Source organism: Leptothrix toolikensis (SeqCode), assembly GCF_057922285.1.
The window spans coordinates 54,650-74,943 of the sequence record NZ_JBYSVC010000004.1; the positions used below are offsets into that span (position 1 = coordinate 54,650).

The following is a 20,294-nucleotide window of genomic DNA, read 5'->3' on the forward strand; positions in this document are numbered from 1 at the left end:
CCGCCATCCTACTAGCCCCGCCCGCCACCTAGCCCAGGGCTTGGATGGTTTCCATGACACGGAACCGTGTGATGGCCAAGTTACTGCGCAGCTTGTCGAGCACCGCCAGCAGGAAGTATTCGGGGTGGGCCGGCAGGACGCGCAGGATGTGATAACGCGTGCCCGCAGTGACGAGGATTTCTTCCACCGGCTCGTTGGGTTTCCAGTGACCCAGAGAGCGCAGAGAGTCGCGGTGCGCACGCAGGATGTCGCTGCCCGCTTGCACGGCCCGGTCGATGTCCGGCCCGTAGCCGCTGCCGGCAAAGACATTGCCGCGTCGCACATCGGCGATGGCGACATAAATCAGGCCATCCACCTGCATCAGATCTTGCAATAAGCACTCCGTGCGCAACAGCTCGGGCAGCGAGGCGGGGGTGGTGTCTGGCGTGATCAGGGTGAGCGGGCCAGACAGGGTGTTGCGTGGCGTGAGGTGGGGCGTCGCCTGCTGCTGCGGAGCCATCGCCGCCGCCATGGGGGTATGGACCGATGGGGGGCTGGCGTGTGTTGCGTTGCCAGCGGTCCCCGCTGCCGCTGCAAGACAAACATGCTGCCAGTGGCCGAGCAGTTTGTTCCAAACCCCGCTGGCGCTGCTGATCGACTCGCTGACTGTTTGAACTTGGATATGGCGCGGCCAGACGGTGCGTTCAATCTTGGTGACGATCCAGTGCGCCCCGGTGGGTAGCAAAAAAAGCAGGTGCGGGCAGCGCCAATCTGCACTGGCGGTGACGGTTTGCAGCATGCGCAGCATCTCATCGACCGAGGAGGGGTGCATCTGATGATCCACCACCACCGCGCCCAAATCCGAGCGCTCCATCAAGGTGAGCGGGATGCTGGCGATGTCGCTGCTGCGGCCGGGCACATCGGCGTGATAGATACGCAACATCTCATCGCTGTTGCGCGGCAAGCTGGTGCGCTCGATGGTGGCCAGCGACTTGAAGGTGCCTTGGTCGCGCACATGCATTCGGTCCACGGGCTGGCCGGTGGCGTCTGAAAGCGTGCGCACCACCGCTCCAGCCCAGACCCGCGCCGGATCAAACAGCGTGATCATGCGTTGCTGAGTGGTGGGGTGGGCTTGCTCAGCGTGGCTTTGGGCCAGATGCAGGCGCAGGGTTTGGGCGGGCGAGCCGCTGACAAACAGGTCGTAAACCTGTTGGGGTTGCGCCCCACCGGGGGCATCGTGGACCGCTCGCACCGCTTCTTCAAGGATGGCGGTGCTGGCAAATCCGCTACCCGACGCCAAGGACTGCGACGCGTAGCCTGAGCCATTGCTCAAACCCCCCGGCGGGGGGGCTGATGGCGCAAAACCGCTCGCCTCGCCCACGGAGGGGCGGTGTAGCTCGCGGTTGTTGGGGGTGAGCTCAGAGAGCAGGGTTTTCAGCAGCATCTCGGGGGTTCCAACGCAAAGGACCAACTCGCTAGGCGAGGCTCTCGTTTGATCCGCCGATCAATGCTCAAGCCCTCTCAGCGTTGCCAGCTCACCACGGATCAAAGCAGCTCGATGGCAACAGGATGGCAACAAGACGCCATGGTACCGATAAGGTGGGACGCCACCATCCCTCGTTCAGGAATTCTTCATGGCTGGAACGCAAGAATGCCCTCCGCCCCCATCCTCACCCATCTAAATCCATGCGCGCATCTTCCGCTTCCTTTTGGCATCGCCACTTTCCCAGCGCTTCAGCCGCCTCCGCCGCTTTGGCCTTGGCCATCTTGGCGGGATGGGGTGGGACGGCATCAGCGCAAAGCGTCGCTAACGGCCAAGCTCTTTATGCCAGCTGTTCTGGTTGCCATGGTCCGACACCTGCGACCGGGGCGGCCAAAATTCAGCTTGGCACCAGTGCGGTGGTCATCCAGAACGCCACGCTCAATGTGGCGGCAATGCGTGGTATCAGTTTGAGTGCGACCCAGGCCGCTGACCTTGCCGCTTTCATCGCGGCCAATGTGGCGGGTGGCGGGAGCACCCCCACGACCACGACCCCCGCGCCGTCCAATGGCGTTTCGAATGGCCAAGCGCTGTACGGTATGTGCTCAGGCTGCCACGGTACCCCTGCCAGCGGCCGCAGTGGTATCGGCAAAGCCACCAGCGCTTCAGCGATCTTGAATGCCATCGCGCGGGTGGGAGCCATGCGCGGTATGAGCCTGAGCAGCGCGCAGGCCTCAGAGATCGCGGCCTACGTCAGCAGTCAACGGGTCGGTGTCACGACGGGGTTCACGGGCGGTGATGGCGAAGGTGGGGGCGGTGATGGGGGTGGCGAAGGCGGCGGTCGGGGTGGTTTCAGCCGCGAACAAGCCATGATGGCGGGCGGCTGCACGCTGGGCCGCGCTGACCAACCCACCGACCCGCTGTGGCTGTTGATGCTGGCCGGTGCCGTTGGGGTGCTGGGTCTGCGGCGGTCGACCAAAGCGTGAACATGGATCTTCTGTAAGCAAGTTATCGGCGGCCCATAAGGGAAGAATCAGGAAAAAAAAGAAGTCTGCATGGACACTTCGGCCCGTTGTCCTTTGTTGCTTCTTGCTGATTTTTTCCCGAGCTGCCCACCATGCTGCCTTTTAACTCGCCCTCCTTTTCTCGCCGTGCCCTGACCGCTGGGTTTTCTGCTGTGGGCTTGTGGCTCGGTGGGGTGGGGGTGTCTCAAGCACAAACTGTGACCCCAGCCGGGGCCACGCTCTACGCCAACAATTGCGCGATGTGCCATGGGGCATCGCCGGCGACGGGTGCCAGTCGCATTCAACTTGGCATCAGTGCGGCCGTGCTCCAGAACGCGATCACCTCGTTCGCAGTGATGCGCGGCCCCAATCTGACGGCCTTGACGGCCACCGACTTAACCGCTGTGGCTGCGTTCATCGCGGCTGATGTCGCCAATGGGGGCACCACGGCTCCGGTGGCACCGACCACGCCGACCACGGCGATTGACCGGGGTCAAGCCTTGTTTGCCATGTGTGTGGCTTGCCACGGTGCTACGCCTGCTACCGGACATCAAGGCATCCGAAAAGCCGCCAGCGGCGCAGCCACCCTTCGGGCCATCACCAAAGAGCGGGCCATGTTCGGGTTGAGCGTGAATGCTGCCCAAGCTGCGGATATTGCGGCTTATGTGGTGGCCAGTGTGTCAGGTACCGTGACCAGTACCGTGGCGATCCCCGGGGGCAATACGGGTGCCAGTTACGCGAGCACCGCTCAGACCGCTCAAACGAATCAGAGCGCCACAGCGGGTGCCGCCCAATACCCAGCTTTGACGGTGGCGGGCGGCTGCACGCTGGGCCGCGCTGACCAACCCACCGACCCGCTGTGGCTGTTGATGCTGGCGGGTGCCGTCGGGGTGCTGGGTCTGCGGCGGTCGGCCAAAGCTTGAGTTTTCCTAATTTCCACCTAAGAGCACGCCATCATGTCGTCGTACCTTGATCACCTTATCGCGCCCCGTCGCCTTCTTTGCGCCGCTGTGGCCGCCCTGAGCCTGCTGGGTGCAAGCGCGGTGTCGGCTCAAACCACGGCGGGCAATGTCACGACCGGCAAAGGTTTATTCGATACCAATTGTTTGATGTGCCATGGGGGCACCAACCCAGCGGCCGGTGTACTGAATGTTCAGAAGGCGACCACTGCAGCTGCTCTGCAAGCGGCGATCACCACCACCAGCCCGACGATGGCGGCCAAACTTTCTTTGGCTGCGTTGACTTCGGCGCAGGTGGCTGACATCGCGGCGTATGTAGCGTCCGATGTGAGTACGAGTGCGATGGCGAGCGGCAATGCGACCAACGGTCGGGCCGTGTATGCCAGCAGCTGCGCGGGTTGCCACGGTTCAGCCCCGGCCACGGGGGCGGCGCGGGTGAACTTAGGCATGAGCGCGGCGGTGATCCAGAACGCCATGGTCAAGTTCCCTTTGGCGATGTCGCCGACGGCGGTCTATAGCCCCGGTGTGCCCTATGCCTTGCGCTTCAACCTGACACCGACCCAGCTGAATGATGTGGCTGCCTTTATCGCCACCGATGTCGCTGCGGGCACGGCTTCGGTCCCGGCGCAACGGGGTCTGACGATTTACAGCGCGATGTGCTCGCGCTGCCATGGCGGTTCTTTCTCGAAAGCGGGTGATGCTGCCAAAACATTGAGTGCCATTACGCGCAACAAAGGCGGCATGGGCGTGCTGGGGTTCGTCACCACCGAACAAGCCACCGAGATCGCGGTCTCGATGGGCGGGGGAGCCACTTCTGGTGGCTCTGGTGGCGGCTGCACCTTGGGTCGCACCGATCAACCCTTGGATCCGCTGTGGCTGCTGATGCTGGCGGGTGCCGTCGGGGTGCTGGGTCTGCGGCGGTCGGCCAAAGCTTGAGTTTTCCTAATTTCGCCCTAAGAGCCCGCCATCATGTCGTCGTACCTTGACCGCCTTATCGCGCCCCGTCGCCTCCTTGGTGCGGCTGTAGCGGCCCTGAGCCTGCTGGGAGCAAGTGCGGTGTCGGCTCAAGCGGCGGGCAATGCGCTCACGGGTCAGGGCTTGTTCGATGCCAACTGCAAGGTGTGCCACGGCAACACCAACCCGGCTGTGGGCACATTCAATGTGCAAAAGGCCAACACGGCCACCGCGCTTCAAGCGGCCATCACCACGACCAGCAATACGATGAAGGGCCAGACGTCTTTGCAGGGGCTGTCCTCGGTGCAGGTGGCTGACATTGCCGCGTATGTGGCTGCCGATGTGACTGTCAATGTCACCGGCAACGTCGCCAACGGCCGAGTGGTGTATGCCAGCAGTTGCGCGGCTTGCCATGGTCCGGTGCCGGCCACGGGCAATGCACGGGTGAGTTTGGGCATGAGTGCCGCAGTGATTCAGCACGCGATCACCCAATTCCCGTCGGCGATGGGTCCATCGACCTCGTATGGTCCGCTGCGCTTCAACTGGACAGCAACCCAGCTTGACGACGTGGCGGCTTTCATCGCCGCCGATGTGGCTGCTGGAACGCCTTCGACGCCGATAGATCGTGGGCAGGTGCTCTACACCACGATGTGCTCCAGCTGTCATGGGGGTGCTGCTCGTGGGGGCGAGCGCATGGTCAAGGCCACGCATCCCGATAAGACCTTGAGCGCCATTGCCAGCGATCAAGGTGGCATGAGATCGCTATCTTTTTTGACGAACGAACAAGCCACCGATATCGCGCTCTACATCGGTGCTGCGGGCCCGACGGGTGGCTTGAAGGGTTGGCTTGAGGGCGGATGCACCCTGGGTCGTGCTGACCAACCCTTTGATCCGCTGTGGTTATTGATGCTGGCGGGTGCCATCGGGGTGCTGGGTCTGCGGCGAGCCCCTAAAGCGTGATTTGTTTGGCATACGCTTAGCAAGGGGGCTGAAGCTAAGGGAAGGATCAGGAAGAAAACGGCGTCTGCATGGACACTGCGCTCCGTTGACTCTTTTTCTTAACCGCCTCTCACCAAGAGCTGCCCACCATGTCGTACCTTGACCGCTTCATTGCACCTCGTCGCCTCCTCTGCGCCGCCGTCGCCGCTCTGAGCCTGCTGGGTGCCGGTGCGGTGTCAGCCCAAGCTGCGGCTGGCAATGCAACCACAGGGCAGGGCCTGTTCGACGCCAATTGCAAGGGCTGCCACGGTGGCACTAATCCGGCAGTGGGCACGCTCAATGTGCAAAAAGCCACTACGGCAACCGCGTTGCAGGCAGCGATCACCACGAACAGCCCGACCATGAAAATGGTGCCCTTTTTGGTGGGCTTGTCTTCGGTGCAGGTGGCTGACATTGCGGCGTATGTAGCTGCCGATGTGAATGCGAGTGCGACTGGCAACGCCGTCAACGGCCGTGCGGTGTACGCCAGCAGTTGCGCGGCTTGCCATGGTCCGGTGCCGGCCACGGGCAATGCACGCGTGAGTTTGGGTGTGAGCGCAGCGGTGATTCAAAACGCCATGGCCAAGTTCCCCGTGGCGATGAACCCTGCGGCAGGGTATGCGCTGCGATTCAATTGGACGGCGACCCAGCTTGACGATGTAGCCGCTTTCATCGCCGCCGATGTGGCCGCTGGCACCCCTTCGACGCCGGCTGATCGTGGCCAAGTGCTTTACACCGCGATGTGTTCCGGTTGTCACGGTGGTGCGGCCAACGGCGGTGAGCACATTGCCAAGGCCACCAATCCAGGCAGCACCTTGAGTGCCATTGCGCGCAACAAGGGCGGCATGGGTTCTTTGGCCTTCGTGACCGCTGAACAGGCTTCCGACATGGCGGCCTACATCGCCACGACCAACCCCAAGGGTGAATTTGGTTTGGGCGGCTGCACCTTGGGTCGCGCTGATCAAGCGGCCGATCCGTTGTGGTTGTTGATGCTGCTGGGTGCTGGTTGGGTGCTGCGCGCACGTCGCGTGACCAAGCGTGACTGACTTTCGGGCTGTTGAGGTGGGCGATGAAATGGGTAACATCGCGCCCACCCCATCTGAAAGATGCTTCATGTCAAAGACCCATCGTCGCTTTCCGTATGCTTCGGCGCTTCGCAGTGCCTTGGTGACGATGGTTCTGGGTGCCCTGAGCCACGGCGCATGGGCGCAGAGCGCTGCCAACGGTGGTGCGTTGTATGTGGCCATGAATTGTCAGCTGTGCCATGGCGGTAAAACCATCAGCACCAATGTGGGCCATATCCAGCTGGGCGTGGATGCCGCCAACATCAAGAACGCTTCTTATGGCTTGGTCGGCATCGCCATTGGTACCCAGATGATGAAGTACAGCATCGGTCAACCGAATTCACTGACCGACAGCGATTACAACGATTTGGCGGCATACCTTGCTCAGGTCGTGGGTGGTGGTGTTGTCGCAACTTGCACGTCAGCGGGTGTGCCCACGGCCAGCGCCATGGCCACGCCGGTGGCCTGTGCGAATACCGGCGGTACGACGACCGGCACGGGGGGGGGCACCACGGGCACCACCAACGCTTCGGCTGCCAGTACGACGGGCGGAGGGGGTTGCGCCTTGGGCCGGGCCGATCAACCGACCGATCCGCTGTGGCTGCTCATGTTGGCGGGTGCGGCATGGGTCTTGCGCCGGCGCAAGCCGTTGGGGTGATGCGCTAAGCAAGTCTTCATGCAACGCCTCGGGACGATACCGAAAATGACAAATGGGACAGCTTCCCATTTATAGAATACAAACTGCCCTGTCCATCTAGCCGGTCCACGCCCATGCTGTCTTTCCCTCGTCGCTTCTTTGGCCCCTTGTTGATCGCGGCTCTTGGGTGTGCAGCGGATGGTGCGTTGGCCGCCAGTGCAGCCAACGGACAAACGCTCTATAACTCGGCGCGCTGTTTCAGTTGTCATGGCACCACACCAGCGGTCAATACGGCCAAAGTCTGGAATGGTGTGAGTGCCCAAACTACGAAGAGTGCTTTCTTGGCTGGGGGGGCGATGTCGGGTTATATGCCAGCCTTGACCGGCGGCCTGACCCTGACCGATAGCGATTTCAACGACCTTGCGCTCTACATTGCGACGGCACGCGGCAATGCTGCTTTGGCCACGTGCATGGGTGGCTCTTGTACGACGGTGCTTGCGCCGGTCGCCACGTTGTCCTCTAGCGCGGCTCAGTCGTTTCCCAGTGTGACCACCGGCACCACCAGCACGGCACACACGGTGACGCTGACCAACTCCGGTACGGCGGCGCTGACGATCACGTCCATCAGTGTCACCAATCCCGTCTTCGCCGTCGGCCACACCTGCGGCACCAGCGTGGCGGTGGGTGCGAGCTGCACGATCAACACCACCTATGCGCCCACCGTGGTCGGTACGTCCTCGGCCAACCTGAGCATCGTGACCAATGCGGGGACCAGCACCATCGTGCTGAGTGGTACGGGCGTTGCCCCGGTCGTCACAGCCCCCATGGTGTCGTTGTCGAGTGCCGCGCAAACCTTCGGTGTGATCACGACGGGTACCACCAGCCCAGCCCAGACCATCACGTTGACCAACACGGGCAATGCGGCCCTGAGCATCAGCGCCATCACGTTGAGCAACCCCGTCTTTACGGCTTCGCACACCTGTGGCACCAGCTTGGCGGTGGCGGCCAGCTGTGTCATCACCACCCACTTTGTGCCTACAGTCGCAGGGGCAGCCTCGGCCACGCTGAGCTTGGTGACCAATGCGGCCAGCTCGCCCAACACTGTGGCGTTGAGCGGCACGGGGGCGGCTCCGGTGGTGACGGCCCCCGTGGTGTCGTTGTCGAGTGCGACGCAAAGTTTCGGTGTTGTGACCACTGGCCTCACCAGTGCGGCCCAGACGGTCACGTTGACCAATGCCGGCAATGCGGCCCTGAGCATCAGCGCCATCACGTTGAGCAACCCCGTCTTTACGGCTTCGCACACCTGTGGCACCAGCTTGGCGGTGGCGGCCAGCTGTGTCATCACCACCCACTTTGTGCCTACAGTCGCAGGGGCTGCGTCTGGGACACTGAGCCTGTTTAGCAATGCGGGCAGTTCGCCCAACACCGTGGCGTTGAGCGGCACGGGCACCGCCCAAGCGGTTCTTGCTCCAGCCATCACGTTGTCACCCGCCACGGGCCTCAATTTCAACGCCACGGTGGGTACACCCACAGCCGCTCAAACGGTGACGCTGACCAACACTGGCAATGCGGTGCTCACGCTCACGGGGATCACCAGCAGCAACGCGGCCTTTACGGTCACCAACACCTGCGGCACCAGCGTGGCTGTGGGGGCCAGTTGCACGATCACGGTGATCTTTACGCCCGTTGCTTCCGGGCAAGTACAGGCTGGCATCAGCATCGCTTCCAACGTCAGTCCATCACCCCCTGCCATCGCCATGGTGGGCACCGGGGTGGCGGTGGGGGTGCCCACGGCGTTGCTGCACTGGAATAACGCCGCACCGTTCAGCTTTGGCACCTCGGTGGCCGTGGGTACGCGTATGGCCTACAGCTTCACGCTCAGCAACGCTGGTGCCGCCCCAGCGACCGGGGTGCTGCTGGCATTGAGTGGGCCGGATCTGGCTGATTTCAATCTCAGCGGCTCATGCCTGGGTGTCAACGGTGTCACCTTGCTTGCGGGCACGGGTTGTCAGATCACCGTGACCTTCGCCCCCGCCACGGCGGGTGCCAAGTCGGTGAGTCTGGGCCTGACCGCCCAAGGCGGGGCCGCACCAGCGGCCATCACCCTGAGCGCTACCGCCTTGGCTTCGACCTCCTCGGCGGGCTCAGTCGGCAACCTTTCCACGGCCAACAGCGCTGGGGGTTGTACGTTGGGTCATACCGACCAGCCGGCTGATCCGCTGTGGCTGTTGATGCTGGGCGCTGCGGCGCTGGTATTGCGCCGTCGCCGTTCTTCGTTCCTCGCCTGAACCCACTGGGTTCGTTTTATCCACTCAGATCGAGACCTCACCATGACGTTACATTCTTCTTCTCGTGCTCTGTCGCGCTCGGCCGTGGCCGGTGCCGCCCTGACCCTGATGACCTTGGCCGGTGGCGCTGCGGCGCAGGCAGTGCCGAGTGCTACGAATGGGGCTGCATTGTTCGCATCAAAGAGCTGTGCCGGTTGCCATAACATTGCAACGAATACGAGCAAGATCAGAAACGGTACCGTCGCCGCCAACACCAAAAATGCGGTTTATGGTTTTCAAGGCCGTGGCGTGGGTAGCGGCATGGCGATGTACCAACCCGGCCAGTTCTTTGCTCTGACGGACAGCGATTACAACGATCTGGCTGCCTACATTGCTGGTCAGATCAGTGCTGCCACGGCTTACTCGTGTGTTTCGACGACGGTGCCGACTGCGGCGGCCCCAGCAGCCACCGTGGCCTGCCCGGCTCCCACAGCGCCCATCGCTTCTCTGTCGGTCACCACGCAGACCTTCGGTACCGTCACCCTCGGCACGACCAGTGCCACCCAGACAGTCACCATCACCAACACAGGGACGGCCGCACTGACGGTGTCCTCGGCCACGTCGAGCAACGCCGCTTTTGCCGTGACGAACAACTGCACCAGCGTGGCGATCAACGCTACTTGCACCCTCACCACGGCCTTCACGCCAAGCACGGCTGCTGCGGCCTCGGCCACCCTGAGTATCGTCACCAATGCCGGTACCCAAACCGTCGCTCTGTCGGGCACGGGCACAGCAGCTCCTGCGCCAGTGGTTGCTTTGTCTTCGAGCACCGCTCAGGCCTTTGGTAACGTGAACGTGAACACCACGGGCACGGCCAAGACCATCACGCTGACCAATTCGGGTAACGCTGATCTCACGGGGATCAACATCACCGCTCCGGCTGGCTTTACCAGCTCGACCACCTGTGCCGCGACTTTGCCTGCGGCCTCTAGCTGCAACATCACCACCAATTTCGCACCGACAACAGCCGGCGCAGCCAGCGGCAACCTGAGCATCGCCACCACCAATGGCGGCACACATACGGTGGCTTTGAGCGGCACGGGCACGGCACCTGCGATCACCTTGAGCGCATCAAGCCTGAGTTTCACCGCCTTGGCCGGTGGCACAAGCAACTTGCAGCATGTGACTTTGACCAACTCGGGTACCGGCCCGCTGACGATCTCCGCCATCACCTTGCCGGCTGGTTTTAGCGCGGCAGCCAACACCTGTGTGGCCACGATTGCTGCCGCAGCGACTTGCGGTTTGGATGTCACCTTCACGGGTGCTGGCGCAGCTGCAACCGGAACAGCCGCTCCGATCACCATCACGTCCGATGCGGCCACAACGGCAGCTCTTAGCCTGACGGGCAACACGCTGATTGCTACGGCCCCGGTGCTGAACTGGACAGGTGCGCTGGCGAGTGTGGCTGCTCCCAGCGTGACCGTGGGCACCGCTGTGACCACCGGCACCACGACCACCCAGACCATCACGTTGAACAACGTCGGCCAATCGGCCACAGCGCAGGCGTTGACGGTCAATGTGACAGGTGCCAACGCGTCGGACTTCCTTACCAGCGGTACCTGCCTGAGTCTCGCAACGGTGCCGACGACCACGGGCAGCAACAGCTGCACGGTGGTGGTGAGCTTTGCGCCGACCAGCGCTGGTGCCAAGACCGCCACCTTGACGGTCAATAGTATTGATGGTGTGCCGCCGGTTTCGGTGGCGTTGAGTGGCACGGCGGTGGCTCCGGCTGCTGCGCCTGCTGCGACGAGCAGCGGTGGCGGTTGCACCCTCGGTGCAGCTGATCAACCGATGGATCCGCTTTGGATGTTGATGCTGGGTGGTGCCGCTTTGGTGTGGCGTCGTCGCGCTAGCCGCCAAGCTGTGTAAAAAGTCCGGTGTGAGGTGCGGGGGCGGTGGTGGCTGATAAGCAACGACTCAGACAAACGCCACCCCCCATCGTTACGATTCTGTCTATGGCATTTCCTCAAACCTGAGCAACCGACACACCGACTATTTATGCGTACAACTCACCGCCAGCTTGCTTCACGGACCTCTTCGTTGCGTCCGCTCTTGTCCGCCGTTTTGATGGCTTCGGCTCTCGGTTCTGTGGCCGGTGGGGCGGTGGCGGCTACAGCAGCTAACGGATCGACCCTTTACAACACGGTCACGCCCCTCTCATGCTCCAACGGTGGATGTCATGGAGCCAGTCCTGCCGCAGGCACGAACAAAATCAGAAACGGTATCAGTGCCCAAGTGATTAAGAACGCGGTCGTGGCCAACAAGGGCGGGATGTCCTTCTACGGAACGACCATTTCGGATAGTCAATACAACGACTTAGCGGTGTACATCGCCAGTGCTGCGGGTGGTACAGCGATATGTATTGGCGGTAGCTGCAATCCCTTGCCGGTGGTGACCTTAAGTCCGACCACCTTGGCCTTTGGCAGCGTGGATGTGGCTCGTCAGAGCAATGCGTTGCGGACCAAGACTGTGACCGTGACCAACAGTGGTCAGGCTACGCTGAATGTGGCCTCGGCCAACCTGACTTCAGGTACTCAATTCACTAAGGTCGCGGGGGCCGATACTTGCTCGGGGGCTGCTGTCGCTCCGGCCGCCACATGCAGCGTGGATATTTTGTTCACCCCCACGGGTCTTGGTACTACGGTGCAAGACACCCTTACCTTGACCACCAACGCTACCCCGACGACTAACGCGGTGGCGATGAGCGGCCAAGGCACCAATGTGCTAGCGGCACTGGGTTGGTCCGGTAGCACAGTGGCTCCGGCCACGACGGTGGGCTCCACCAGTGCTGTTGTGACAGCAACCTTGACCAATGCCGGTCCTGATTCGGCCACGGTGGTGGTGCCGGCTTTTGTTTCGACGGAGTTCACTGCGCTCACAGGCAATTGCCTGACGGTGGGTACGTTAGCTGCTGGGGCCACATGCGCCCTCACCACCACCTTCCAGCCAACCTCGGCAGGCGCGAAGACCGCGACACTCGACATCACCACCACCGGGCAGATTCCGGGCACCCTCACGTTTAGCGGAACCGGCATTGGGTTGGTGACCACCGGCAACAACGCCGGTGGTGGCGGTTGCACGCTCGGCGGGGTGGATCGTCCGATGGACCCGCTTTGGGTACTGATGCTCGGTGGTGCGGCTTTTGTTTTGCGCCGGCGTCTGCCGCTGGCGAAGGCGGCGCGTTAAGGTACTGGCCCGCCTCAACGGTTGACCCCTATCCGACCTTTGCGTCGGGTTTGGCGGGCTGGCGCGCAAGTGCCGGCCCGTTTTTTCAAAGTATTCATTCAATTTGATTCAGGACTGAACCATGAAACGTTTGATCGCTCTCGCCTTCGCCGCTGCTGTTGCGGCTCCGATGACCGCCTTGGCTGCCAATGCCGGTGAAGTTGCGCCTGAGATCCATGTGGATAGCGCCAAGGGCGTTTTGACCCTTGCTTCCTTCAAAGGCAAGGTGGTTTACCTCGATTTCTGGGCCTCATGGTGTGGCCCGTGCAAGCAGTCCTTCCCGTGGATGAACGAGATGCAGACCAAGTACGGCCCCAAGGGCTTGCAAGTGCTGGCCGTCAATCTCGACGCCAAGAAGGGCGACGCTGAGAAGTTCCTCGTGGATATGCCCGCCAAGTTCCAAGTCGCGTTCGACCCCAAGGGTGAAGCGCCGCGTACCTACGGCATCAAGGGCATGCCCACCGCTGTGTTGATCGGTGTGGATGGCAAGGTCATTGAGCAGCACGGTGGTTTCCGCGAGGAAGACCGCCATCACCTCGAAGAGCAGATCAGCAAGGCGTTGGCTGCTGCTTCGGCCAAGTAAAAAATGACGAGCTGAATCCAAGGAGACCCCCCATGACCCTCTCGATGACATGCCTGCGCCGTTCAGGCGTTGCCAGCTTGATGCTGGTGGCGCTGCTGGCGGGGTGCAGCACGCTCCAGCCTCCCCAACCTTGGGAAAAGGCCGACCTGGCCAAGAAAGAAATGACGATGGAGACAGACGCGCTTGATCAAGGCTTTGTCCAGCACATCTACAGCAGCAAGGAAAACGCATCGGGTGGTTATGGCGTGGGTGGAGGTGGCTGTGGCTGCAACTGATAAAGACAACGAGGGTTTGGCGGCGCGCGCTGAGTCTCGTCCGCTGGGTGCTTTGGCCTTGGCGGCCTTGGCTTTGCCGGGGGTGATGCCCCAAGCAGCGCACGCCGAGCTGGCACCGGAACATGCTTCGCTGTCGGTGAAGTGGCTCAACTACAACGATTCGCAGCCCGGGCTGGATCGCATCCACGTGGGTGCGGCTGCGTTGAACTTGATCGCCCCCTTGGGCGAGCGTTGGTCCTTGGATGGCACGCTGGTGCGCGATCAGGTCTCGGGTGCGACACCACGCGCTCACACCGATATTTCGACCGCCACCAAGGTGGTCAACGGTGTCGGTGGCATGCATGACACCCGCGAAGAGCTTGGCTTGAAGGTGACGCATTACTTTGATCGTGCCGCCATCAGCACGGGCATGGCGCACTCCTCTGAGCACGATTACGTCTCTGACTCTTGGTCCATCGACGGCCGCATGGCCAGCGAAAATCAAAACACCACTTGGAACGCCGGTATCGGTGGCTCCAACGATGCGATCAATTCGGTCAATCTGGCGGCTGTGGGCAAGACGAAAACCTCGATGGATTTCATCGTGGGGATGACTCAGGCTTGGAATCCGCTCAATTTGGTGCAAGTCAATCTGACCTTCAAGATGGCCAATGGCTATCTGAATGACCCCTATAAGAACTTTGAGCAGCGCCCGGAGACCCGCGATGCGACGGTGATTTTGGCGCGCTGGAATCACCACCTCCCCACCTTGGGCACCACCCTGCGCAGCAGCTATCGCTACTACAGCGATACCTACGGCATCAAGGCCCATACGGTGGATACGGCGTATGTGATCCCGGTGGGTGAGCGCCTCGTCATCACCCCGAGTGCCCGTTATTACGCCCAAAGGGCAGCGTCGTTCTACTTCGATCCGACCGGGGGGACAGCGCCGTCAGGACAGGCGTTTTTCTCGGCGGATCAGCGTTTGTCGGCTTTTGGGGCGGTCACAGCGGGTGCCAAGGTGGACTATCGCTTGAACCAGCACTGGAGCTTGGACGCCAAGTACGAGCTCTACAAACAAATGGCAGGTTGGCGTCTGACGGGGGCCGGTTCTCCGGGCATCGACCCGTTCAACGCCTCGTTCCTCCAGTTGGGTGCAAGCTACCGCTTCTGACTTTCCATGCCACCACCGTTACCGTTACCGATACCGACACCGTGTTGAACGCTGCCTCATCGCCCAGATCCCAGATGGTTCGGCCCGAAGGCCATCCAGCTGGGCCTGAGTTCGGTTTCGAATTCATGGCCATGGGCTCGCCGTGTCGTCTGCGCCTAGCACGGCTGGACGAGGCGCGGGCGCGGGCCTTGGCGGAAGAAGTGGTGGCTGAGGTGCGGCGCATCGAGGCCAAGTTTTCGCGCTACCGCGCTGACAGCGTGGTGTCGCGTATCAACATCAGCGCCGGCAGTGGTCGCGCGGTGGTGGTGGATGCTGAGACAGCGGCTTTGCTCAGCTTGGCCGCCCGGCTTTATCAGGGCAGTCATGGGCGTTTTGATCTGACGTCGGGCGTGCTGCGGCGGGCGTGGAACTTCCGCACCGGCCGCGTACCCACGCAAGCGGAGATCGAGGCGGTGCTGCCTTGTATCGGCTGGGACAAAGTGCAGTGGCATGAGGCGTCGCGCCAGATCTTGCTCACCCAGCGCGGCATGGAATTGGATTTCGGCGGGCTGGGCAAGGAGTACGCCGCTGACCGTGCCGCCACCCGACTCATCGACGCGGGCGCGACCAGCGGCTTCATCAACCTGGGCGGGGACATCCGGGTGCTGGGGCCGCAGTCCGATGGCTTGCCGTGGCGCATGGGCATCGCGCATCCGCGTGTCGAGGGGGCGGTGATCGCCGGGATCGACCTTTCGACCGGGGCTTTGGCCACCAGTGGCGATTACGAACGTTGCATTGAGCACGAAGGGCGGCGTTATTGCCACATCCTCGACCCACGCAGCGGTTGGCCGGTGAGCTATTGGCGTTCAATCAGCGTGGTCGCCCCCGGCTGTCTGGCCGCCGGGGCCTTGACCACCATCGCCATGTTGCTGGAAGGCGATGCCCTGAATTTTCTGCGTGGGCAGGGGGTGGGCTTTCTGGTGATTGATCAAGAGGGTCATCTCACCCAAGAGGGTGTATGAGGCCCATCGTTCTTTAGAGACCTTCGTTAACAACCGAGAAAACCATGAATCCAAGCATTGTTCTGGGGGCCGCCGGGGGCGGATGGACCCTGCGGCTACGCCAGCGTTTGACAGGGCTGCTGATGGCAGCCGTGACCTTAACGCTGCTGTTGCTGCAAACCCTTGTGCCGGCGCAGGCCGCTGAAGAATTTTTGGAGCCCGATCAGGCATTCAAACTGAGCGCCCGGGTTGCCGATGCGCGCACCGTGGAGTTGCGCATCGAGGTGGCCAAGGGCTATCACCTGTACCGTGAACGGTTGAGTTTCGAAGCCGCACCGTCGTCGGTGGTGCTGGGCCAGCCGGTCTTGCCGGCAGCGATCAAGAAGTTCGATGAAACCTTCGGCAAGGAAGTCGAGATCTATCACGACACTTTGCTTGTGGGCATCCCCGTGCAAGCCGCAACCGCTGACTTCAAGCTCAGCGTGGGCTATCAAGGGTGTGCTGAGAAGGGCCTGTGCTACCCACCGCGTACCCAAGTGTTGCGCGTCAGCAGCACGGGTGGCGCGCTCAGCAGCGTGCAGATCCTGAGCGATGACGAAGCTGCTCGCTTCGACCCCGCTGCCAGCGCATCGGCTCAGTTGCTGACGGGTTCGGCCACAACCCCGGTCGCTGCGGCACCTCAAGTTGCCGCAGTCGCAGCCTCAGCGGCTTCCACCCCTGCGGCCAAGAAGTCAGAAGGCTCGGGCATCGACGCCGCGCTGCGCTCAGGCAGCTTGCTGACCGTCGTGGGCGTGTTCCTGCTGGCCGGTTTGCTGCTGTCCTTCACGCCTTGCGTGCTGCCGATGGTGCCGATCCTGTCCTCAATCATCGTCGGCCAAGGCGAGAGCGTTTCGCGTCTGCGTGGCTTCACGTTGGCTGTGGCTTATTCGCTGGGCATGGCCATGGTCTACACCGCTTTCGGTGTGGCCGCTGGTTTGGCCGGTGAAGGTTTGGCCGCTGCGCTGCAAAAGCCGGGCGTGTTGTTGGGCTTTGGTGCGTTGCTGGTGACCTTGTCGCTGTCGATGTTTGGCTTTTATGAGCTGCAAATGCCCAGCTTCATCCAGACTCGGTTAACTGAAAAGTCGAGCGAGATCGAAGGTGGCAGCTACATCGGCGTGTTCCTGATGGGCGGCATGTCGGCCCTGATCGTCGGCCCTTGCGTGGCGGCTCCGTTGGCGGGCGCGCTGGTCTATATCAGCCAAACCAAGGACGTGCTCTTGGGCGGCTTGGCGCTGTTTGCGCTGGCTTGCGGCATGAGCACCCCGTTGCTGCTGGTGGGCCTGTCGGCCGGCTCCTTGCTGCCGCGAGCTGGCGGCTGGATGGACGGCGTCAAGCGCTTCTTCGGCGTGATGCTGATCGCTGTGGCGATTTGGATGATCACCCCGGTGCTGCCGACGTGGCTCTTGATGATGGCTTGGGCGACCTTGCTGTTGGTGAGCGCTTCGTTCATGCACGCCTTTGACAGCCTGCCGCTGCATGCCACGGGCGGTTCACGTTTCATCAAGGGGCTGGGCATCATCATCGCCATCGTCGGTGGTACCCAGTTGTTGGGCGCGCTTTCGGGCGGTCAAGACCCGATGCAGCCGCTGGCTCACCTGATTGGCAGCAGCCACGCTGGCGCTGCCGGTGAGGGTGCTGCCGTGGCCAAGGGCCCGAGCTTCAAGCGCGTCAAGTCGGTGGCCGAGCTCGACGCTGCGCTGGCGACAGCTGGCAAGCCAGTGATGCTCGACTTCTTTGCCGACTGGTGCGTGGCTTGCAAGGAATTCGAGAAGTTCACCTTCCACGATCCGCGCGTCCAAGCCAAGCTGGCCGGCGTGTTGCTGCTGCAAGCCGATGTCACCGCCAACACGGCCGATGACAAGGCGCTGATGAAGCGTTTCGGCCTCTTCGGCCCCCCCGGCATCATCTTTTTTGATGCCAAGGGCCAAGAAGTGGCAGGCGCTCACGTGATCGGCTATCAACCGGCCGATCAATTCCTCCAAAGCTTGGGCCAAGCGGGGATCTGATGATCGACTGATTATTCATCTCGCTTGACCTCAAAAAGCCCCGCCTTATCGCGGGGCTTTTTTGTGGGTTGTGTGCGGGGGGACTTATTCGTCGTCCATGTCATCGTCGCCGAGAGTGGGGTCTTCGTGTCGCTCAATGCGACGCTCATACCCCCCGACAGAAAGCGTCAGGCTATCACCCTCCATCCTTGCCATCAAGTCGAGGAGTCCAAACGCCACATCTGATACTGCTCTAACAGGTTGGCGCACGTACCGTTCAATGAACGCTGCCATCGTCGGTCCCGCTTCACTCTCAAGGTGTTTCCAAGCCTCGTCGCCGATATACGCATCGCCACCCGCGCGACGATAGGCAGCTTGTAGATCGGTGAGCTTTTCATTTTCTGTAGGATCAAAGACGACGAGGACAGGTTTGACCCCCGATGTACGACAGTCTTCAGCGAAGGCGAGTTCCTCTGAAAAACGTCCCTGACCACTGGCAGCGATGGTGACCCGTAGCTTTAATTCGTAGGCCAGTGCTGTACCGTCAGGAAGTACTTTCCAGCAGTCCACCTGCCGACCTTTGGTACTGTCTTGGCTTCGCCGAACGACTTTCTCACGAGCGGACTTGGACTCTCCTCCGATAGCCGCAGCAAGGATGGGCTCAAACAAATAGCCTGTTTCTTGGGCAGATCGGTTGTCCAAATCGTAGAAAAATTTTCGCCAAGTCAGCCAAGATGCGAGGGCTTCTGGTTGGAAATGGCTTCCATACTCCATCAACGACCTTGGCGATACCTGCACCATGGTTGGCATAGGTTGACGCTGTAGGATCAAGCCGTACTTTCTGCGACGCTTGTGCAGTTCGGCCAGGCACTTGAGGTACGTCAGAAAGTCCTCATCGAGAGACTCGCCAAAATTCAGCAAGTCCACTACGTCGTAGGTACTCACGGTGCCGGAAGTCTCCGTAAACCATCTAGGATTCAAAGCGTAGTAATCTGAGTTCGTACCAATCTTGCTCCAGAGGTGGGGAAAAGCCTCGGCCATCTCAGCGGATTTCCTGAGATCAAAAGCAACCAAAGCGATGACTTTGGCAAGCTCTTCGGGATTCATGACGGCGTTCATCGTGGCCGTCTTGCTGATTGTTAACAGCCTTGTCAGTTGCTGCGATTTCTCTGCGCTGAGCCGTCTTGGTTTATTGTTCATCGAATGCCAAACTCCCTTGAGCAACACCTGTTAGCAGGGCTTGTGTGATTTTGAGGGCCGGGCTCATGCCGTATGCCTCAGTGAGTAAAAACCCCAAAAGTCCGGGTCGTCCGACTTTGCAACTTTGTTGAAGCTCGGAACCGAAGCGACCGTCAACCTTTTGAAGATGCCTAGCCAGAATGCCTGCCGCCATCGGCGGGACTGCGTTGCCAATCTGTTGGATCACGCTGGCACTGTTGCCTTCCCACTGATACCCGTCGGGAAAAGTCTGAATACGCGCACATTCGCGGATGGTCAACGGCCGGTGTTCTGTGGGGTGAATAAATTCCCGCGAGGCAGCTCCCGTGATCGTCAATGACTGTCGATTGCCATGGAGCCGCTTGATGCCAGAGGGTGCTCCGCCACGCTTTTCTGTCGGGGTGCCGTCCGATACCCTGCGGTTGGCTCGACGCTTAAAACTATCGTGCCAAAGCTCCGGGGGCAGATCTTTCATGGTTTGACCGGGCTTGAGAAGTTCCATCGACGTTTTGTCCGACGTATCCAGGTTCTGAATATGCTGTGTGACGCCCCGCATCGCATGGCCTTGACGCATCAAGGCATCAAATGCATTGACGGGTTTCGCCGATGCATAACCAACCACGGCACCCTTGTCGTAGCTGGCAGGACCCAGCCCAGAAATTGCCTCATCCAAGGTAGGTGCCATGGGCAGCCCAGATAGCTTCTTGGCTTTACCGCTGTCGTAGGAACGCAGCTCTGGGGGGAATTCAAAGCGAATACCCATACGGTTACCAATCATCAAAACCCGCTTGCGGGTTTGTGGCACGCCGTAGGAGGCTAAATTCACTTTTTCCAAGCGGATGGTGTAGCCCAGCGCAATGAACGCCCGCACCAGTCGGGCTAAGTCTTGACCGCCTCCAGAGGTCAGGAGTCCTTCGACGTTTTCGAAGATAAACCACCGAGGAGATAACGCCTCAACGATGGCGAGGTAGTTAAAGATAAGCCGATTACGTGGGTCGGCAGCCTTGCGTGGGCCGGCCGTGCTGAACCCTTGGCAGGGTGGGCCGCCGATGATCGCGAAGGGGCTACGTCCACCTGCCATGTCTTTGAGAACGGTGGGCTCAACGGTCCCAAGATCCATGGCATGGCAAGGGCTATGAACATTCAGTTCGTAGCTGATGCATGCGTCACGGTCGATTTCAGCGCCAAACAAGGGCTTGAGCCCCGCCTGAGCAAAGCCATACGAAAAACCGCCGGCCCCGGAAAATAAAGACAAAACGAGGTGCTCTGGGCTCATCTTGCGAATCGTACCAGTGGGTTGCAGCCACAAAAAAGCCCGCCGAAGTTTCCCTCGGCGGGCTTTTGACGTTGGGGACTTAACCGTCCTTAGGCTGTGACACCCTTGGCCACGTCGGCGTACTCTTCAATTTGGTTGAAGTTGAGGTACTGATAGATCTTGCTGCCGTCCTTGTTGA

Annotated in this window: 17 protein-coding genes; 14 read left to right on the forward strand and 3 right to left on the reverse strand. The window is 61.2% G+C overall.

Going from position 1 to position 20,294, the window contains the following annotated elements:
- Positions 1 to 28: 28 nt before the first annotated feature.
- Positions 29 to 1,423: a hypothetical protein gene (locus AC3VI7_RS01465; RefSeq protein WP_489668757.1), complete on the reverse strand. Its 1,395-nt coding sequence runs from the start codon at positions 1,421 to 1,423 to the stop codon at positions 29 to 31.
- Positions 1,424 to 1,665: 242 nt separating this feature from the next.
- Here AC3VI7_RS01465 and AC3VI7_RS01470 point away from each other — a divergent pair, with 242 nt between their 5' ends.
- The 14 genes from AC3VI7_RS01470 (at position 1,666) to dsbD (ending at position 17,643) form a co-directional block, all read left to right on the forward strand.
- Positions 1,666 to 2,445: a c-type cytochrome gene (locus tag AC3VI7_RS01470; RefSeq protein ID WP_489668758.1), complete on the forward strand. Its 780-nt coding sequence runs from the start codon at positions 1,666 to 1,668 to the stop codon at positions 2,443 to 2,445.
- A gap of 131 nt (positions 2,446 to 2,576) precedes the next feature.
- Positions 2,577 to 3,386, forward strand: a complete 810-nt coding sequence (locus AC3VI7_RS01475) for a c-type cytochrome (protein ID WP_489668759.1) — start codon at positions 2,577 to 2,579, stop codon at positions 3,384 to 3,386.
- Positions 3,387 to 3,419: 33 nt separating this feature from the next.
- Positions 3,420 to 4,358 (forward strand): c-type cytochrome, encoded by a 939-nt coding sequence (locus AC3VI7_RS01480; protein ID WP_489668760.1) that lies wholly within the window; start codon positions 3,420 to 3,422, stop codon positions 4,356 to 4,358.
- 33 nt (positions 4,359 to 4,391) lie between these two features.
- Positions 4,392 to 5,336: a c-type cytochrome gene (locus tag AC3VI7_RS01485; protein ID WP_489668761.1), complete on the forward strand. Its 945-nt coding sequence runs from the start codon at positions 4,392 to 4,394 to the stop codon at positions 5,334 to 5,336.
- Positions 5,337 to 5,464: 128 nt separating this feature from the next.
- On the forward strand, positions 5,465 to 6,400 hold the full coding sequence (locus AC3VI7_RS01490; RefSeq protein ID WP_489668762.1) for a c-type cytochrome: 936 nt from the start codon (positions 5,465 to 5,467) through the stop codon (positions 6,398 to 6,400).
- A gap of 67 nt (positions 6,401 to 6,467) precedes the next feature.
- Positions 6,468 to 7,076: a JDVT-CTERM domain-containing protein gene (locus AC3VI7_RS01495; RefSeq protein ID WP_489671205.1), complete on the forward strand. Its 609-nt coding sequence runs from the start codon at positions 6,468 to 6,470 to the stop codon at positions 7,074 to 7,076.
- 113 nt (positions 7,077 to 7,189) lie between these two features.
- Positions 7,190 to 9,343: a choice-of-anchor D domain-containing protein gene (locus AC3VI7_RS01500; RefSeq protein ID WP_489671371.1), complete on the forward strand. Its 2,154-nt coding sequence runs from the start codon at positions 7,190 to 7,192 to the stop codon at positions 9,341 to 9,343.
- Positions 9,344 to 9,385: 42 nt separating this feature from the next.
- On the forward strand, positions 9,386 to 11,251 hold the full coding sequence (locus AC3VI7_RS01505) for a choice-of-anchor D domain-containing protein (RefSeq protein ID WP_489671372.1): 1,866 nt from the start codon (positions 9,386 to 9,388) through the stop codon (positions 11,249 to 11,251).
- A gap of 198 nt (positions 11,252 to 11,449) precedes the next feature.
- A complete protein-coding gene (locus tag AC3VI7_RS01510) occupies positions 11,450 to 12,568 on the forward strand; it encodes a choice-of-anchor D domain-containing protein (protein WP_489671281.1) in 1,119 nt (372 codons plus the stop codon).
- A 121-nt stretch (positions 12,569 to 12,689) separates the two neighbouring features.
- The gene (locus AC3VI7_RS01515) at positions 12,690 to 13,190 is read left to right on the forward strand and encodes a TlpA family protein disulfide reductase (RefSeq protein WP_489669854.1); all 501 of its coding nucleotides are present in this window, start codon (positions 12,690 to 12,692) and stop codon (positions 13,188 to 13,190) included.
- A 32-nt stretch (positions 13,191 to 13,222) separates the two neighbouring features.
- A complete protein-coding gene (locus tag AC3VI7_RS01520) occupies positions 13,223 to 13,465 on the forward strand; it encodes a DUF4266 domain-containing protein (RefSeq protein ID WP_489669853.1) in 243 nt (80 codons plus the stop codon).
- Entirely contained in the window at positions 13,452 to 14,618 is a 1,167-nt protein-coding gene (locus AC3VI7_RS01525; protein ID WP_489669852.1) for a DUF3570 domain-containing protein, read from the forward strand. Before AC3VI7_RS01520 ends, AC3VI7_RS01525 begins: the two co-directional genes overlap by 14 nt.
- Before the next feature lie 74 nt (positions 14,619 to 14,692).
- A complete protein-coding gene (locus AC3VI7_RS01530; protein ID WP_489669851.1) occupies positions 14,693 to 15,619 on the forward strand; it encodes an FAD:protein FMN transferase in 927 nt (308 codons plus the stop codon).
- 44 nt (positions 15,620 to 15,663) lie between these two features.
- Complete coding sequence (gene dsbD, locus AC3VI7_RS01535; protein ID WP_489669850.1) at positions 15,664 to 17,643, forward strand: protein-disulfide reductase DsbD; 1,980 nt, start codon at positions 15,664 to 15,666, stop codon at positions 17,641 to 17,643.
- 84 nt (positions 17,644 to 17,727) lie between these two features.
- Here the strand turns inward: dsbD and AC3VI7_RS01540 are convergent, their stop codons facing one another.
- Positions 17,728 to 18,822, reverse strand: a complete 1,095-nt coding sequence (locus AC3VI7_RS01540; RefSeq protein WP_489669849.1) for an ApaLI family restriction endonuclease — start codon at positions 18,820 to 18,822, stop codon at positions 17,728 to 17,730.
- Complete coding sequence (locus AC3VI7_RS01545) at positions 18,812 to 20,116, reverse strand: DNA cytosine methyltransferase (protein ID WP_489669848.1); 1,305 nt, start codon at positions 20,114 to 20,116, stop codon at positions 18,812 to 18,814. Before AC3VI7_RS01545 ends, AC3VI7_RS01540 begins: the two co-directional genes overlap by 11 nt.
- Positions 20,117 to 20,294 lie beyond the last annotated feature (178 nt).

Excerpts from the sequence above, each read along its gene's own strand:
- AC3VI7_RS01465 (WP_489668757.1), bottom strand. The coding sequence starts at position 1,423 with ATGCTGCTGAAAACCCTGCTCTCTGAGCTCACCCCCAACAACCGCGAG.
- AC3VI7_RS01470 (WP_489668758.1), top strand. The coding sequence starts at position 1,666 with ATGCGCGCATCTTCCGCTTCCTTTTGGCATCGCCACTTTCCCAGCGCT.
- AC3VI7_RS01475 (WP_489668759.1), top strand. The coding sequence starts at position 2,577 with ATGCTGCCTTTTAACTCGCCCTCCTTTTCTCGCCGTGCCCTGACCGCT.
- AC3VI7_RS01480 (WP_489668760.1), top strand. The coding sequence starts at position 3,420 with ATGTCGTCGTACCTTGATCACCTTATCGCGCCCCGTCGCCTTCTTTGC.
- AC3VI7_RS01485 (WP_489668761.1), top strand. The coding sequence starts at position 4,392 with ATGTCGTCGTACCTTGACCGCCTTATCGCGCCCCGTCGCCTCCTTGGT.
- AC3VI7_RS01490 (WP_489668762.1), top strand. The coding sequence starts at position 5,465 with ATGTCGTACCTTGACCGCTTCATTGCACCTCGTCGCCTCCTCTGCGCC.
- AC3VI7_RS01495 (WP_489671205.1), top strand. The coding sequence starts at position 6,468 with ATGTCAAAGACCCATCGTCGCTTTCCGTATGCTTCGGCGCTTCGCAGT.
- AC3VI7_RS01500 (WP_489671371.1), top strand. The coding sequence starts at position 7,190 with ATGCTGTCTTTCCCTCGTCGCTTCTTTGGCCCCTTGTTGATCGCGGCT.
- AC3VI7_RS01505 (WP_489671372.1), top strand. The coding sequence starts at position 9,386 with ATGACGTTACATTCTTCTTCTCGTGCTCTGTCGCGCTCGGCCGTGGCC.
- AC3VI7_RS01510 (WP_489671281.1), top strand. The coding sequence starts at position 11,450 with ATGGCTTCGGCTCTCGGTTCTGTGGCCGGTGGGGCGGTGGCGGCTACA.
- AC3VI7_RS01515 (WP_489669854.1), top strand. The coding sequence starts at position 12,690 with ATGAAACGTTTGATCGCTCTCGCCTTCGCCGCTGCTGTTGCGGCTCCG.
- AC3VI7_RS01520 (WP_489669853.1), top strand. The coding sequence starts at position 13,223 with ATGACCCTCTCGATGACATGCCTGCGCCGTTCAGGCGTTGCCAGCTTG.
- AC3VI7_RS01530 (WP_489669851.1), top strand. The coding sequence starts at position 14,693 with ATGGTTCGGCCCGAAGGCCATCCAGCTGGGCCTGAGTTCGGTTTCGAA.
- dsbD (WP_489669850.1), top strand. The coding sequence starts at position 15,664 with ATGAATCCAAGCATTGTTCTGGGGGCCGCCGGGGGCGGATGGACCCTG.
- AC3VI7_RS01540 (WP_489669849.1), bottom strand. The coding sequence starts at position 18,822 with ATGAACAATAAACCAAGACGGCTCAGCGCAGAGAAATCGCAGCAACTG.
- AC3VI7_RS01545 (WP_489669848.1), bottom strand. The coding sequence starts at position 20,116 with ATGAGCCCAGAGCACCTCGTTTTGTCTTTATTTTCCGGGGCCGGCGGT.